Here is a 14,474-nt window from a genome sequence, read left to right as displayed (position 1 = left end):
AGTACTAGGGCGTGACCACCAGCACGCCGTTCGGCGTGAGCGCTCCCGGATCCTGGCCGGCGAGGCCGCGATCAGTTCTGCCGCGTGGTGGCGGTCGTTCACGCGTGGGGTCTGCGTGAGGTCCCATCTAGACCGGTGCGATCCATCCGATCCGGCCTGGGTGTTCCGAACCCGGGGCATGACGACCGTATTTCACTGGTCGGGTCCGTCGCCGACCAGGCAGCGACAGGAATCGCAGGCCAGACTCCGCGCACGAAGTATCTACGGGGTGATCGGTTTATGGCGTGGAATCACGCTGCGGCGACTGATTCGCCAACCCTCGGTGGTGCGAATGACGGTGTCGGCATAGGTGACTGTCCCGGTGGTGCCGTCGACGTCGACCGCGAGGCCCTTCGAGAGCGCCTCGACGGCATCGGAAGTCGTGGGTGTAAGGACGATGTTGGTGACGTGGTGGCCCAGTGGGTTGTTGTCGCCGAGTTGGAGTGCCATGTCGCGCAGGATGTCTCCGCCGGTCACGATGCCTGCGCCGTAGGCGGTCAGGTCGTAGGCGATGTCGTCGGTGAAGACCTCGTGGAATCGGTCGAAGGCACCGGCATCGCTGAGATGTCCGTGCAGGGAAAGCAATTCGTGAATGGCCAGCCGGTCGGCGGTGGAGATCGACATGCGTCGCAGTCTTGCGGGGTGCGGTGTCGATGGCCAGTGGTTTTACGCGGATGGCGGGAGGGACAGCGCGGCGGCGGTGAGCCGCCACAGGCGATCGGTGGTCAGGTCGGCGCTGGGGCGCGGATGGGTGCGGAGTTGCTGGGCGATGCCGTCGCGCAGGCCGCCGATGACGAAAGCGCCCGCGCTGTCGGGGTCGAGGTCGGCGGGGACCTCGCCGGTGGCTTGGCCGCGGCGGATATTGGTGGCGGCGGCGTCGGCGAGGTTGCGGATGTAGTTGGACTCCACCTCGGTGAGACCGGGGTCGGGGGCGGCGCGGTTCAGCAGGAGTGCGGCCAGCGGGTGGTCGAAGTGGTAGACGACGAAGCGGTGGGTGCGGGTGCGTTCGCGGGTCGCCCAGTCGGCGGTGGGGAGGTGGTCGTCGGCGATGGCTCGGCTGAGGCCCTCGTAGAAATCGTCCCAGATCGCGGCCAGCAGGCCGACTTTGGAGCCGAAATGGTGGTACAGCGCCCCGGTGCTGAGTCCGGTGCGGCGGGTCAGGGCGCTCAGTTCGAGCGTGCCGCCGGCGTGGACCAACTCGTCGCGGGCGGCATCGAGAAGTTGTTGACGTCCGATCGGTGCGCGTGCCACTGTCGAACAATAACAGAACTCAGTTATGTATGGAGGATGGCGGGATGAGCGGGAAAGTGACATCGCTGCGGGATCTGAACGGAGACCTGGCGGGGACCTACCGGCGCACCGAGAGCAGTGGCGCCGAGGTGGATCCGGCCGTGGTGGAGGCGGATCTGGCGGCGGTGGCGCGGGATGGATTTGTGATCCTGGAGGACCTGCTGTCGGAGGGGGAGCTGGAGGCGATTCGTCGGGAGGTCGGTCCGCTGCTGGACCTCAAGGGGCGCAACAACTTCGAGGGACACTCGACCCAGCGGATCTACAGCGTGCTGAACAAGACCCGCTCCTGCGACCGGATCGCCGACCATCCCCGAGTGCTGGCCCTGCTGGACCGGCTGTTCATGCCGAACTACCTGCTGTCGATGCTGCAGGTGATCAATATCCTCCCCGGCGAGGACGCACAGATGCTGCACACCGACGCACAGATGCTGCACACCGACGATGGGTTCTACCCGCTGCCCCGCCCGCGAAAAGCACTGGGGGCGGCCACCATCTGGGCCATCGACGACTTCACTGCCGAGAACGGCGCGACGGACATCATCCCCGGCAGCCACCTCTGGGACGATCGGCTCCCGGGTGCGGAGACACGCGAACCCGTTGTAATGCGAGCCGGTAGCTGCGTATTCTTCGTCGGCACACTATGGCATGGCGGTGGTGCGAATCGTTCCGCTGATTCACGTCTCGCGCTAACCGCACAGTATTGCGAACCCTGGCTGCGTCCGCAGGAGGCGTTCACGCTCTCCATGACCCGCGATACCGTGCGCGCGGTCTCCGAGGATATTCGCCGAATGCTCGGCTACAGCATCCATCCGCCATTCATCGGGCAGGTCGACGGTATGCATCCCAAGCGTCTACTCGAGCCCGGTTCTCAGCCTCTGTAGTGGTCAGTTGGCGAGCTCGTGGGCGAGTTCGACGGCGGCTTTCATGGTGGGCGCGTATCCCACACGCCAGCTGAGCCGGTCGATCGGTGTGACCGAGACCTTGTAGCGATCCTCGAGGTGTTCGAACTTGACGATGGCCCGCTGATTGAGTGGCTGGTGAGTTTTCATTTCTTCTCTCCTGACCCTGTGAAGGCGTCCGAGACGACCGTCGAAAATCCAAAACGTGGAGCGGGCAGCTGCTTGCTTTGAATTAACTGTAGAAAACTCCACCACGGGTGGATATGGGCAATTGTCCCATTCTTCGGCGGTCCCCGCGCTCGGGCGCGCCGGGCTGTGGGAGCGGGCGTGCGCCGGAAACGGCCGTGCCGGACGTGGTTACGTCCGGCACGGAGTCCGCGGGAGTGGCTAGCCGTTGCGGCGGCGGCGCGGGCCGCCACCGGAACGCGAGAAGCCCGCGAGGCCACCGGTGCTCCCGGCCGGGGCCGCGCCCCGGCCCTGGCGAGCCGAACCGGAACCGTGCTCGGCGCGCTGGCGGCCGGTGGCATTGGCGTTGCCGCTGCGGGACTCGCGGCCCTGGGCGGAACCCTCCGACGTCCGGGCCTTGGGCTGGCCACCGGTGCCGGAGTTCGCGCGGGCAGTGGAGTTCGCGCGGGCGGTGGATTTGCCGCGACCTGCGGTGGGGCCCTCGGCCTTTCGCGGGTTCGAGCGGCCGGGAGCCCGGTCCTCGGCCTCGCGCACCGCGTCGGTCCGCCGCCTGCCGCGCGGCGCGGAGCCACCCTCGCCGCGGCGCGCCGCGGCCGCACCCTGCTTGGCGCGGCTCGAGCGCGGTCCGCCGGACGCGGTCCGGCCTTCGCCAGCGCTGACCTTGCGGCCGCGGGCCGGGGCTGCCGGACGGTTCGGGGCCGACTCGCTGACCGGCACCAGCGGCGCCGCGACGCCGACCAACTGGGCGACGGCGGGCGAGTCGGGGGTGACCGACTGCGGGGTGAACTTGATCTGGGCCTTGCGCATCAGGGCGGCGAGGTCGCCGCGCTGGTCGGGCAGGACCAGGGTGATGACGTCACCGGCATTGCCCGCGCGGGCGGTGCGCCCGGAACGGTGCAGGTAGGCCTTGTGCTCGGCGGGCGGATCCACGTGGACCACCAGCTCGACGCCGTCCACGTGCACGCCGCGCGCGGCCACGTCGGTGGCGACCAGCACCTTGGCCGCGCCGGAGGCGAAGGTGGCCAGGTTGCGGTCGCGGGCGGGCTGGGCCAGGTTGCCGTGCAGATCGACGGCGGGGATGCCTGCGACGGTGAGCTGCTTGGCGAGCTTGCGGGCCTGATGCTTGGTGCGGGTGAACAGGATTCGGCGTTCGGAGCCCGACGCCAGGCGGTGCACGACCGCGCGCTTGGCCTCGTTGGTGGGGACCTCGAACACATGGTGGGTCATGGCCGCGACGGGCGAGTTGGCCTCGTCGACCGAGTGCAGCACCGCGTTCGGCAGGAACCGCTTGACCAGCTTGTTGACGCCGTTGTCCAGGGTCGCGGAGAACAGCAGGCGCTGACCGTGTTCGGGGGTGGCCGCCAGGATCCGGGTCACGCCGGGCAGGAAGCCGAGGTCGGCCATGTGGTCGGCCTCGTCGATGACGGTGATCTCGACCGCGTCCAGGCTGATCAGCCCCTGCTTCATCAGATCCTCGAGCCGCCCGGGGCAGGCGATCACGATATCGACGCCGCGCTTGAGCGCCTGCACCTGACGGTGCTGGGAGACGCCGCCGAAGATGGTGGTCACCGTCATCGAGCAGGCCGCGGCCAGGGGCTCGATGGCCGCCGCGATCTGGGTGGCGAGTTCGCGGGTCGGCGCGAGCACCAGGCCCACGGGGCGATTGGGGGCGCGCTTGCCCGCCAGGCCGCCACCGAGGCGGTCCACCATCGGGATGGAGAAGGCGAGGGTCTTGCCGCTACCGGTGCGGCCGCGGCCCAGCACATCGCGCCCGGCGAGCGAGTCGGGCAGGGTGTCGGCCTGGATCGGGAACGCTTCGGTGATTCCCGCAGCGGTGAGGGCGCGCACCAGCGGAGCGCGCACGCCGAGCGCGGCGAAGGAGGTCGTATTCATCGGTTGTGCAGCGCCTTTCGGGCATCGGGCGGTGCCCGAGCCGTGCTGCGGACAGGAGTCCGCGCCGGGGGCACAGGGGGTGGCGAGATTGCCGATGGGCAAAATCGATCGCCGTAAGGAAAGCTTGCCGCGCAGTGGGGGCTGCTCAGGAGTGGTAGCGATCTACGACGCTTGATGTGACCGTGTCACATCCATGATCAACTTCTGTGTTCGCCCGAAGTCTACCCGGTGGAGGTTTGCGGTCCGTACGCGGGGAGGGTGGGCAGTGCCGGGAGTGACCGGGCATACAGCCAGGAGTCCCACAGCGATTGCAGCGGCAGCGGGTTGTAATGCCCGGCCAGATCGGTGAATTCGCCCGTGGTGATGGAGGCGTGCCGATACCGCGCGGTCCAGGTGCGCAGCAGGTCGAAGAAGGCGGCGTCGCCGATGGTCAGGCGCAGGGCGTGCAGGGTGAGGGCTCCGCGCTTGTACACGCGGTCGTCGAACATGTGCTCCGGGCCGGGATCGGCCAGCAGCAGGTCCTGCGGTAGCCGGGACAGATTGCGGTGCGCGGTGCGGGCCAGCTGGTCGGCGCTCGGCCCGTCCGCGGCCTCGGACCAGATCCATTCCGCGTAGCAGGCGAAGCCCTCGTGTAGCCAGATGTCGCGCCACTGCCGGATGGTCAGGCTGTTGCCGAACCACTGGTGCGCCAGCTCGTGCGCCACCAGCCGTTCGTGCCCGCGCCGCCCGTCGCAGTGGTTCGCGCCGAAGACCGAGATGCCCTGGGCCTCAATGGGAATCTCGAGGTCATCATCGGTGACCACCACCGTGTACGCCTCGAACGGGTAGGGGCCGAACAGCTCGGAGAAGACCTCCATCATCCGCGGCTGCCTGGCGAAATCGTGCTCGAACGCGGCCCGCAGCCGCGGCGGGATGACGGCCTGCATGGGCACCGCGCCGCGCGGGGCGTCCAGGCGCTGCTTGCGGTACTGCCCGATCTGGATGGTGGCCAGGTAGCTCGACATCGGTTCGGGCTGCTCGTACACCCAGGTGGTCTGACTCGCCTTGGTCTGCTTGCGCATGAGCGTGCCGTTGGCGACCGCGTAGTAGGGCGAGTCGGTGGTGATCGAAATCCGGTAGCTGGCTTTGGAACTGGGATGATCGTCACACGGGAACCAGGAGGCCGCGCCATTGGGCTGGCTGGCCACCAGCGCGCCGTCGGTGAGCTCCTCCCAGCCGACCTCGCCCCACGGCCCGCGCACCGGCTTGGGCGGGCCCGCGTAGTGCACCGACAGCACCAGCGCAGCCCCGGCCGGAATCTTCTGCCGCGGCGTGATCACCAATTTTCCGCGCTGATGCACGTATTTGGCGGGCTTGGCACCATTGACGAACACCTTCGACACCGACAGCGCCTGAGACAGGTCCAGCGCGAACCGATCCCGGGCCCCGATGGTCACCGCGGTGATCTCGGCGTGCCCGGCGAGCCGGTTGCTCGACATCTTGTAGACCAGTTCCAGCTCGTAGCGCGAGACCCGGTAGCCGCGGTTCCCGTTCTGCGGCAGGTAGTCGTCGATGGGTTCGTCCAGGCGCAGCGGCATCAGCGTCCCTCGCCCCAGGGTGCGATGGGGTTGCCCCACCAGCGGGTGGACGGCGGCACGCTGTCGCCGCGCATGACCAGCGAGGCCGGGCCGATGGTCGCGCCCGCGCCGATGGCGGAGGCGGGCAGGGCCACACAGTGCGGTCCCAGCGTCGCGCCCTCGCCCAGGGTCACGGTGTCCATGGCCATGATTCGGTCGTGGAACAGGTGTGTCTGCACGACACAGCCGCGTTCCACGGTCGCGCCGTCACCGAGTGTCACCAGGTCTGCCTCCGGGAGCCAATAGGACTCGCACCATACCCCGCGGCCGATCTTGGCGCCGAGTCCGCGCAGCCAGACGTTCAGTACGGGCGTACCGGTCGCGGCGCGCGCGAACCAGGGCGCGGCCACGTGCTCGACGAAGGTGTCGGCGACCTCGTTGCGCCACACGAACGAGCTCCACAGCGGATGCTCCTCCTGCCGGATCCGGCCCACCAGCAGCCATTTCGCGATGACCGAGGAGGCTCCGGCGAGCGCGCCCGCGGCGATCAGCACCAGCCCGCTGAGCAGTGCGGCGGGCAGGTGGCCGAGAGTGTCGGCGAGGGCGGCGAGGGCGAACAGCACCCCGAGTCCGATGGCGAAGGTCACCAGAACCGGGATCAGGCGGCAGGTCTCGACCACCGCGCGGGCCAGGCGCAGCCGCGGCGGCGGGTCGAAGGTGCGTGCGGTGTCGGCGGTTTCGGCGGCGCGGCGCAGGCGGATGGGCGGGCTGCCCAGCCAGGAGGAGCCCGCCTTGGCCTTGGACGGCGCGGCCGAGAGCACCGCGACCAGGCCATATTTGGGGACGCGGCGGCCGGGCGCGGTCATGCCGGAGTTGCCGAGGAAGGCGCGCTTGCCGACCTTGGCCTCGCCGATGCGCAGCCAGCCGCCGCCCAATTCGTAACTGGCGACCATGGTGTCGTCGGCCAGGAACGCGCCGTCGGAGACGACGGTGAACTTGGGCAGCAGCAGCACCGTCGAGACCTCCACGCGCTTGCCGACTTTCGCGCCGAGCAGCCGCAGCCACACCGGGGTGAGCAGGCTGGCGTAGAGCGGGAACAGGAAGGTGCGCGCGGCGTCGAGGAGGCGTTCGGTGGCCCAGGCCTGCCAGCCGGCGCGGCTGCGCACGGGGTGATAACCCTCGGTCAGGCCGATGGCGAGCAGCCGCACGGCCACGATGGTGACCACCGCGTACACGCCCAGCACCAGCAGCATGGCCACCGGCAGGATGGCGAAGGCCCGGCCGAATCCGCTTGCCAGGGTCCGGGTGTCGCGAATCCACCAGGCGATGAGCAGGCCGCCGGAGCCCAGTGCGAGGATCGGCACCGCGGCCAGCAGCATGGAGGTGACGCCGAAGATCGCCACCCAGTGCGCGGCGCGCGCCGGGGTCTCGTCGGGCCAGCGGTGCCGGGCCCGACCGACTTTCACCGCGGGCGAGCCCGCCCACTCCTGCTCGGCCTTCACCTTGCCAGCCACCGCCGATCCGGGCGCGATCTCGGCATTGCGGCCGATCCTGGTGCCGGGCAGCAGCATCGAGCGCGCGCCGACCACCGCGCCGGGGCCGATCTGGATCGGGCCGATGTGCACGACATCGCCGTCGATCCAATACCCGGACAGGTCCACCTCGGGTTCGACGCTGCACCCGTCGCCGAGCTCGAGCAGGCCGGTCACCGGCGGCAGCGTGTGCAGGTCCACGCCCTTGCCGACGCGCGCGCCCAGGGCCCGCGCGAACGGGACCATCCACGGTGCGCCGGAGAGGTTCTCGGCGCCGCTGGCCTCCGACAGCCGCACGGCCATCCACAACCGCAGGTGCACCCACCCGCCGCGCGGGTGCGTCCCGGGTTTCACGCCGCGCAGCAGGATGCGGGAACCGGCCACGCACAGCGCCATTCGGCCGGGCGGGGAGATGAACAGCAGGAAGGCGGCGAGGGTCCACCACCACGACAGGTGCGGCAGCCACGGCAGCGAGCCCGACCAGGCCGCGATATTGCCGACGATGGCCAGCCAGGTCAGCCATTGCAGGCCGGTGAGGGTGGTGAGCGGGATGGTGGCCAGCACCTGGAACAGCTGGGCGGACAGCGGAACCGGGCGCACGTGCCGCTGCTCGACCGCGGCGACGGGTGCGAGACCGTCCAGGAACGCGGCCAGCGCGCCCAGGCGCGGCTGGTCGTAGAGGTCGGCCACGGCGATCCGCGGCTGCCGCTCACGCAGCGCCGCGACCAGCTGGGCCGCCGCCAGCGAGCCGCCGCCCAGATCGAAGAAGTCGGCGTTCGGATCGCTGACCTCCGCGCCGAGAATCGAATCCCACAGGCCGGCGACCCACTGTTCGGTGTCGGTGAGGCCGCTGTCGGCGGTGGTGGCGCTCGCCTTGGGCAGTGGCCACGGCAGCGCGTCGCGGTCGACCTTGCCGGAGGTGCGGGTGGGCATGTCCGCGACCACGGCCAGACGCGGGACCAGCGGGGCCGGGAGCTGTTCGGCGAGAATGTTTCTCGCGGCGGTCAGGTCGTAGTCGGCGTCCGGGCCGGTGAGATAGCCGACCAGGATCTTGTTGCCCGCCTTGGTGGAACGGATGGCGGCCGCGGCGGCCGTCACGCCCGGCAGATGCTGGAGCGCGTTGTCGATCTCGCCCAGCTCGATGCGGCGGCCGCCGAGCTTGATCTGGTCGTCGGCGCGGCCCAGGAAGACCAGGCCCTCGCGGTCGTTGCGCACCAGATCGCCACTGCGGTAGGCGCGTTCCCAGCCGACCGAGGGCAGGGGCGCGTACTTCTCGGCGTCCTTGGCCGGGTCCAGATACCGGGCCAGGCCGACGCCGCCGATCACCAGCTCACCGGATTCGCCCTCGCCCACCGGATTTCCGGCCGCGTCGATCACCGTCAGATCCCAGCCGTCCAGGGGCAGGCCGATGCGGATGGGGAAGCCGCCGTCCAGCAGCGCCGCACACGCCACCACGGTGGCCTCGGTGGGGCCGTAGGTGTTCCAGACCTCGCGTTCGGAATCCCGGTTCCCGGCAAGCCGTTCGGCCAGCTCGGGCGGGACCGCCTCGCCGCCGAAGATGAGCAGCCGCACCGGTTCCAGGGCCTCGACCGGCCAGGTGGCGGCCAGCGTCGGCACCGTGGACACGATGCTGATCTCGCGGCGCACCAGCCACGGGCCCAGATCCGCACCCGTGCGGACCAGGGCGCGCGGGGCGGGCACCAGGCAGGCGCCGTGCCGCCAGGCCAGCCACATCTCCTCGCACGAGGCGTCGAAAGCGACCGACAGCCCGGCCAGCACCCGGTCGCCGGGACCGATCGGGGCGTCCCGAAGGAACAGCCGCGCCTCGGCGTCGACGAAGGCGGCGGCGTTGCGGTGGGTCACCGCAACGCCTTTCGGTGTTCCGGTGGAGCCGGAGGTGAAGATGATCCAGGCGTCGTCGGCGGGCGTCGGCGCGGCCGTGGTCCCGGATTCGGTTGCCGCGCCGATTGTTTCGATGCCGTCCGCGGTGACGATGGCCGAGACGCGGGCCTCCCCGAACACCAGCCGCGCCCGCTCGTCCGGGTCGTCGGCGTCGACCGGCACGTAGGCGGCCCCGGCGTGCAGGACCGCGAGAATCGTGATGTAGAGCCCGCGTGTTCCCGACGGCATCCGCACGCCGACGCGGTCGCCCGCCCGCACCCCGGCCGCGGCCAGCCGTTCGACGGCCACCGCGATCTCCGCGCTCAGTTCGGCGTAGGTGAGTTCCTCGTCCCCGTCGTCGATGGCGGGTGCGTCGGGGTGGGCCGTGGTGGTCGCGGCGAGAATATCCACCAGGGTGCGGGCCGGGGGCGCGAGTGCGGCCCGCAGCATCGGGTTGGGGTCGATCTCGGTATCGGCCTGCGATTGCGGCATCAGTTCGTGCCCACCTCTCGTAGAACCATCCTTGTGCGTCGGTTGTTTCACACGAGAGTTACCGGCAGGCAAACTCCGTGGCGGACATCAGTCCACGGTACCGGTACGTCCTGGTTGTCCGATGTTCACCTGGGCCTATTGACGAAACTGTGCGAAGAACTGCCAGATCACCTCGCTCGCGTCGAACTGGTGGCTGACCTTGCCCACCAGCGCCTGCGGGAGGTACTGGGAGCCGCCGGGCCAGGTGTGGCCGCCGTCGGCAATCGAATAAAGCTGCACCTTGGTGCCGTTGGCGCAGTCGGAGGACTGCACGGTCACCGAGGTCCCGTCCTCGCCGCGCTGGGGGAGCGCGGTAGTGGTCACCGCGTCGCAGGAGTCCTTGGCGCGCCACAGCTGCTGGGTGGCGTCGACCGAGAGCACCGGGCTCGCACCCGGGCCGTGCCGGCCGGAGGTGACCCGCACGACACCGCCGTCATAGGGGACGATGGGGTCGGAGGTGCCGTGCATTTCCAGCACCGGCATGGGATGGCTTGGGGCGCAGTCGGATTGGGCGGTCTGCGGGAGCGGTCCCGCGACCGGGGCGATGGCGGCCCGCTTGCCCGAGAGTCGGCAGCCCAGCGTCTCGGTGAACATGGCTCCGTTCGACATGCCGGTGGCGTAGACCCGGGCGGGGTCCACCGAGTCACCGGCGATGATCCGGTCGATCACGGCCGCAACGAAACCCACGTCGTCGATCCGGGCGGCACTGGCATTGGTGTCGTCCCCGCGCCCGTCGTTCCACGACTTCTCGTAGCCGTCGGGGTAGACGGCGATGAACCCGTTGTCGTCGGCGAGCTTGTCGAAACCGAAGGCCGAGGCCATGTTCCGGGCGGTCCCGCCGCCGCCGTGGAAGGCGAGCACGGCGGGCATCAGGCCCTGGGGTCGGTGGGCGGGATAGTGGATGATGTATTGCCGTTGCAGCCCACCGTATTCGAGGGTCATTGTGGTGTTCTCGGCGGCGCGGGCCTGGGGGTGGCCGCACCCGGCGGCCATGAACACGGTGGACAGTGCGATCGCGGCGGCGATTCTCGGTGCGTACACGCGAGCGATCGTAGAGACGCAGCCTGAAGCTGAGCTGAAGCTTGGAGTCAGCTGTGAGCCCGGATAGCGGCCAGCGCGGCGGCGGCGACTTCGTTTGGGGGCGGGCCGATTTCGATGCCGATGATGTGCTCGTCGGGTCCCGGTGACTCCAGGGTTTCGAGCTGGGAGTCCAGCAGGCCCGGCGGCATGAAGTGATCCATCCGGGCCGTGAGGCGGCGTTGCAGGTCGGCGCGGGAGCCGGTGAGATGGACGAAGGTCAGGATCGCTTCCGGATAGCCGGTCATACTGCCGCGCAGGATGTCACGGTAGGAGCGTTTGAGGGCCGAACAGGTGACGATGGCCGAACGGCCCGCGCTCACCTCGTCCGACATCCACCGCGCGATGGCCTCGAGCCAGGGCTTCCGGTCGGCGTCGGTGAGGGCGTGCCCCGCCGCCATCTTGGCGATATTGGCGGGCGGGTGCAGGTCGTCGCCTTCGAGCAGATCCCAGCCCAGGGTGCTGACCAGCATGCCCGCCACCGTGGATTTGCCGGAACCGGAGACGCCCATCAGTACCACGATATGAGGCGCAGTGGATTCCATCGCTGCTCCTAGACGATCGCGCTCAGGGCGAGCACGCCCGCCAGGCCGGCCACCGAGATCACGCATTCCATGACGCTCCACGATTTCAGCGTCTGTCCCACGTCCAGGCCGAGATACTCCTTCACCATCCAGAACCCGGCGTCATTGACGTGCGAGAGGAACAGCGAGCCCGACCCGATCGCCAGCACCATGAGCGAGACGTGCGAGGTGCTCAATCCGGCCGCCACGGGCGCGAGAATGCCGGAGGCGGTGACGGTCGCGACGGTCGCCGAGCCGGTGGCCACCCGGATCAGCGCGGCCACGAACCAGGCCAGCAGCAGCACCGGCAGGCTGGAATCGCGGATGGCGTCGGCAATGGTGTTGGCGATGCCGGTGTCGACCAGAACCTGCTTGAAGCCGCCGCCCGCGCCGACGATCAGCAGAATGCCCGCGATGGGCGGCAGCGCGCTGTTCATGGTGTCGGCCAATGACTCTCGGGTCATGCGACCGCCGCGGCCGAGCACCAGCATGCCGACCAGCAGGGCGATACCCAGCGCGACGACCGGGGTACCGAGCACGTCGAGCAGCTTTTTGACCGAGGACCCGGACTTGGGGGAGACCACGTCGAACACCGCGCTGCCGAGCATGAGCACGACCGGTAGCAGGATGGTCGCCAAGGTGGCGGCGAAGCTCGGCCGCGGGCGCTGCTGGTCCTCCGGCTCCTCGGCCGAGAACAGTTCTGGCACCGTCACATTCACCCAGCGGGCGGCCAGCTTGCCGAAGAGCGGACCGGCCAGGATCACCGTCGGCACCGCCACCAGCACGCCCAGCCCGAGCGTGAGCCCCAGGTCGGCCTTGAGCGCCGACACCGCCACCAGCGGACCCGGGTGCGGCGGTACCAGGCCGTGCATGGCCGACAGGCCCGCCAGCGCCGGAATCGCCACGGCCATCAGCGGCAGTCGCGAGCGGGTGGCGACCAGCAGGATGACCGGGATCAGCAGCACCACGCCGATTTCGAAGAACATGGGCAGGCCGATGATCGCGCCCACCAGGCCCATCACCCACGGCAGTGCGCGCGGCCCGGCCCGGCGGACGAGGGTGTCGACCACCTGATCCGCGCCGCCGGAGTCGGCGAGCAGTTTGCCGAACATCGCGCCGAAGCCGATCAGAATGCCGACGCTGCCCATGGTCGAGCCGAAGCCCTTCACGAAGGAGGCGACGGTGTCGGCCGCGCCGAGGCGGGCGATCAGGCCGACCGTGACCGCGCCGATGGCCAGCGCCAGGAACGGATGCAGTTTCAGCCAGGTGATCAGGGCGACGATGAGGGCGATGCCGATCAGGGCCGCCGTGATGAGCTGGGCGCTACCGGCGTGCCGGGTGGCCGCGTCGGCCAGGACGGGCAGGGCCGTGGGTTCGAGGTTGTGCATGATGCTTCTTCGAGTCGAGGTGGAGTGATCCAGGGCACAGGGACCTAATATGGAGGACTATATCAAGCCGTACGCCGAATAAGTACGATGTATTCACTCGAGCGCTCGGATAGATATGCCTCAGATGTGTGACACTGAGGTCATGGTCGACAGCGCCGGATCACTGCCACTGCACGAATCGGTGCTCGATCGCCTCGGCTCCGACATCGCCTCCGGCGTGATCGCACCCGGCGCGCGCATCTCCTCCGAGGAGATCGCGACCCGTTTCGCCGTTTCGCGCACCGTCGCCCGCGAGGTGGTGCGCGTGCTGGAATCCCTCGGCATGGTCGACATCCGCCGCCGCGCCGGGATCACCGTCCTGGACCCCGCGCACTGGCATGCCCTGGACCCCAAGCTGATTCGCTGGCAGCTCGCGGGACCGCACCGCTTCGACCAGCTGGCCCGGCTGGCCGAATTGCGTTCGGGCATCGAACCGCTGGCCGCGCGCCTGGCAGCCACCAATGCGTCACCGGATCGGTGCGCCACCCTGACCGCGGCCGTCATGGGCATGTCGGCGACGGCCCGCGCGGCCAATACCGCCGCCTATCTGGACCACGACATCACCTTCCATGCCACCCTGTTGGCGGCCTCGGGCAACCCGCTGCTGGCGGTCTTCGCCCCGATCGTGCGCGAAGTCCTCACCGGCAGAACCGAACACGAGCTCATGCCCACCCAGGCGAATCCGCAGGCGCTGCAATTGCACGCCGCCGTGGCGGCCGCCGTGCAATCCGGTGACGGCTCCGCCGCCGAGGCGGCCATGCGCGAGATCGTCACCGAATCCGCCACCGCCATCGCCTGCTTGCAACCGCCCCGATAGTCCCGCGCCACGGGCACGGGCCCTGCGTTACGGCACGATCAGGTACCACTCCGCCCAAGGTCCTTGCAGCGGCCAGCTGTTGGCGAACAGCTTGGCCAATCCCATTCCGACCCACAGATCCACGACCTGTGTCTGCCCCACGGTCGAGGTGTGCACGTAGACATCGCGCGACCCGCCCCCGGCCGACCCCAGCCAGCCCAGCACGATGTGATTGCCGCACGGCCCACCGAGATATCCCAGCGGCGTCACGAAGGCGGTGACATGTCCGGGCATCGCGTGTGCGGCATCCAGGCCGACCGCAATCGACCCCGCGCAGAAATTCGCGTCCCCGAAGGTGAACACCGTGGTCCCGAACGGTGCCCACTGCGGTAGCCAATCCGCCTGCGCGGGAGTCGTCCCGACCCCGCACACGGCCGCCGCCACCCCGATCGCTGTCGCCAGTCCCGCCACTATCCGTCGCGCTGCTCTCATCGGATGTCCTTCCGCCCGAGCGAATCCCGCGACCACCCGCCCCGCCACCCGGCCCCGAGCCGCCCCCGCCGCCCTCGCCCCGTTGCGCCTGGAAGTCGTGCCGTATCCAGGGTATCGAACCGTCAAGCCCCCCACCGCCGAGATCGGCGCGCCCCGCCCGAGCGCGGGACCACCTGTGACTCTTCCCCGTTCGCGGACCGTGCCGCTCGACCGGCGCACAACCCGCCGACCAGCGCGGGGAACACTGCGGCGGCGGGCGCGCATTGGCCCGCCGGGTGGTCGGCTCTGCCCGGTATTGTCTGCGGGCAGGTG

12 protein-coding genes are annotated in these 14,474 nt (G+C 69.7%); 2 read left to right on the top strand and 10 right to left on the bottom strand.

Features of this window, described 5'->3' with window-relative positions; genetic code table 11:
- Window positions 1-261: 261 nt before the first annotated feature.
- Window positions 262-663 carry a nuclear transport factor 2 family protein gene (locus tag NS2_RS09580; RefSeq protein ID WP_033091754.1) on the bottom strand — a complete coding sequence of 134 codons (402 nt, stop codon included), beginning with the start codon at window positions 661-663 and terminating at the stop codon, window positions 262-264.
- 42 nt (window positions 664-705) lie between these two features.
- On the bottom strand, window positions 706-1,290 hold the full coding sequence (locus NS2_RS09575; RefSeq protein ID WP_033091753.1) for a TetR/AcrR family transcriptional regulator: 585 nt from the start codon (window positions 1,288-1,290) through the stop codon (window positions 706-708).
- Window positions 1,291-1,334: 44 nt separating this feature from the next.
- On the opposite strand from NS2_RS09575, the gene NS2_RS09570 reads away from it, so the two are divergent.
- Complete coding sequence (locus NS2_RS09570; RefSeq protein ID WP_036547605.1) at window positions 1,335-2,210, top strand: phytanoyl-CoA dioxygenase family protein; 876 nt, start codon at window positions 1,335-1,337, stop codon at window positions 2,208-2,210.
- A gap of 3 nt (window positions 2,211-2,213) precedes the next feature.
- Here the strand turns inward: NS2_RS09570 and NS2_RS35915 are convergent, their stop codons facing one another.
- From NS2_RS35915 to NS2_RS09540, 7 genes are all read right to left on the bottom strand, one after another.
- Window positions 2,214-2,378 (bottom strand): hypothetical protein, encoded by a 165-nt coding sequence (locus tag NS2_RS35915; protein WP_155239577.1) that lies wholly within the window; start codon window positions 2,376-2,378, stop codon window positions 2,214-2,216.
- Window positions 2,379-2,615: 237 nt separating this feature from the next.
- Complete coding sequence (locus tag NS2_RS09565) at window positions 2,616-4,307, bottom strand: DEAD/DEAH box helicase (RefSeq protein ID WP_033087044.1); 1,692 nt, start codon at window positions 4,305-4,307, stop codon at window positions 2,616-2,618.
- Window positions 4,308-4,528: 221 nt separating this feature from the next.
- Window positions 4,529-5,884: a M1 family metallopeptidase gene (locus tag NS2_RS09560; protein WP_033087045.1), complete on the bottom strand. Its 1,356-nt coding sequence runs from the start codon at window positions 5,882-5,884 to the stop codon at window positions 4,529-4,531.
- The gene (locus NS2_RS09555) at window positions 5,884-9,768 is read right to left on the bottom strand and encodes a Pls/PosA family non-ribosomal peptide synthetase (protein ID WP_033087046.1); all 3,885 of its coding nucleotides are present in this window, start codon (window positions 9,766-9,768) and stop codon (window positions 5,884-5,886) included. The genes NS2_RS09560 and NS2_RS09555 overlap by 1 nt, the downstream gene beginning before the upstream one ends.
- 135 nt (window positions 9,769-9,903) lie before the next feature.
- Window positions 9,904-10,848: an extracellular catalytic domain type 1 short-chain-length polyhydroxyalkanoate depolymerase gene (locus NS2_RS09550; protein WP_261772268.1), complete on the bottom strand. Its 945-nt coding sequence runs from the start codon at window positions 10,846-10,848 to the stop codon at window positions 9,904-9,906.
- A 47-nt stretch (window positions 10,849-10,895) separates the two neighbouring features.
- Complete coding sequence (locus tag NS2_RS09545) at window positions 10,896-11,429, bottom strand: gluconokinase (RefSeq protein WP_033087048.1); 534 nt, start codon at window positions 11,427-11,429, stop codon at window positions 10,896-10,898.
- A gap of 8 nt (window positions 11,430-11,437) precedes the next feature.
- A complete protein-coding gene (locus tag NS2_RS09540; protein ID WP_045437636.1) occupies window positions 11,438-12,835 on the bottom strand; it encodes a GntP family permease in 1,398 nt (465 codons plus the stop codon).
- A 142-nt stretch (window positions 12,836-12,977) separates the two neighbouring features.
- On the opposite strand from NS2_RS09540, the gene NS2_RS09535 reads away from it, so the two are divergent.
- Window positions 12,978-13,691, top strand: a complete 714-nt coding sequence (locus NS2_RS09535) for a FadR/GntR family transcriptional regulator (RefSeq protein ID WP_033087095.1) — start codon at window positions 12,978-12,980, stop codon at window positions 13,689-13,691.
- A gap of 27 nt (window positions 13,692-13,718) precedes the next feature.
- On the opposite strand, the gene NS2_RS09530 is transcribed toward NS2_RS09535, so the two are convergent.
- Complete coding sequence (locus NS2_RS09530; RefSeq protein ID WP_143161311.1) at window positions 13,719-14,162, bottom strand: hypothetical protein; 444 nt, start codon at window positions 14,160-14,162, stop codon at window positions 13,719-13,721.
- Window positions 14,163-14,474: the final 312 nt, after the last annotated feature.

This window comes from Nocardia seriolae NBRC 15557, assembly GCF_007990715.1.
Taxonomy (GTDB): Bacteria; Actinomycetota; Actinomycetes; order Mycobacteriales; family Mycobacteriaceae; genus Nocardia; species Nocardia seriolae.
Note: the sequence above shows the minus strand (reverse complement) of the source record. Positions and strands in the feature narration are given on the sequence as shown.

What these genes read in the sequence shown, in the direction of transcription:
- NS2_RS09545 (WP_033087048.1), bottom strand. Translation starts at nt 11,429, where the DNA reads ATGGAATCCACTGCGCCTCATATCGTGGTACTGATGGGCGTCTCCGGT.
- NS2_RS09580 (WP_033091754.1), bottom strand. Translation starts at nt 663, where the DNA reads ATGTCGATCTCCACCGCCGACCGGCTGGCCATTCACGAATTGCTTTCC.
- NS2_RS09535 (WP_033087095.1), top strand. Translation starts at nt 12,978, where the DNA reads ATGGTCGACAGCGCCGGATCACTGCCACTGCACGAATCGGTGCTCGAT.
- NS2_RS09530 (WP_143161311.1), bottom strand. Translation starts at nt 14,162, where the DNA reads ATGAGAGCAGCGCGACGGATAGTGGCGGGACTGGCGACAGCGATCGGG.
- NS2_RS09555 (WP_033087046.1), bottom strand. Translation starts at nt 9,768, where the DNA reads ATGCCGCAATCGCAGGCCGATACCGAGATCGACCCCAACCCGATGCTG.
- NS2_RS09570 (WP_036547605.1), top strand. Translation starts at nt 1,335, where the DNA reads ATGAGCGGGAAAGTGACATCGCTGCGGGATCTGAACGGAGACCTGGCG.
- NS2_RS35915 (WP_155239577.1), bottom strand. Translation starts at nt 2,378, where the DNA reads ATGAAAACTCACCAGCCACTCAATCAGCGGGCCATCGTCAAGTTCGAA.
- NS2_RS09565 (WP_033087044.1), bottom strand. Translation starts at nt 4,307, where the DNA reads ATGAATACGACCTCCTTCGCCGCGCTCGGCGTGCGCGCTCCGCTGGTG.
- NS2_RS09560 (WP_033087045.1), bottom strand. Translation starts at nt 5,884, where the DNA reads ATGCCGCTGCGCCTGGACGAACCCATCGACGACTACCTGCCGCAGAAC.
- NS2_RS09540 (WP_045437636.1), bottom strand. Translation starts at nt 12,835, where the DNA reads ATGCACAACCTCGAACCCACGGCCCTGCCCGTCCTGGCCGACGCGGCC.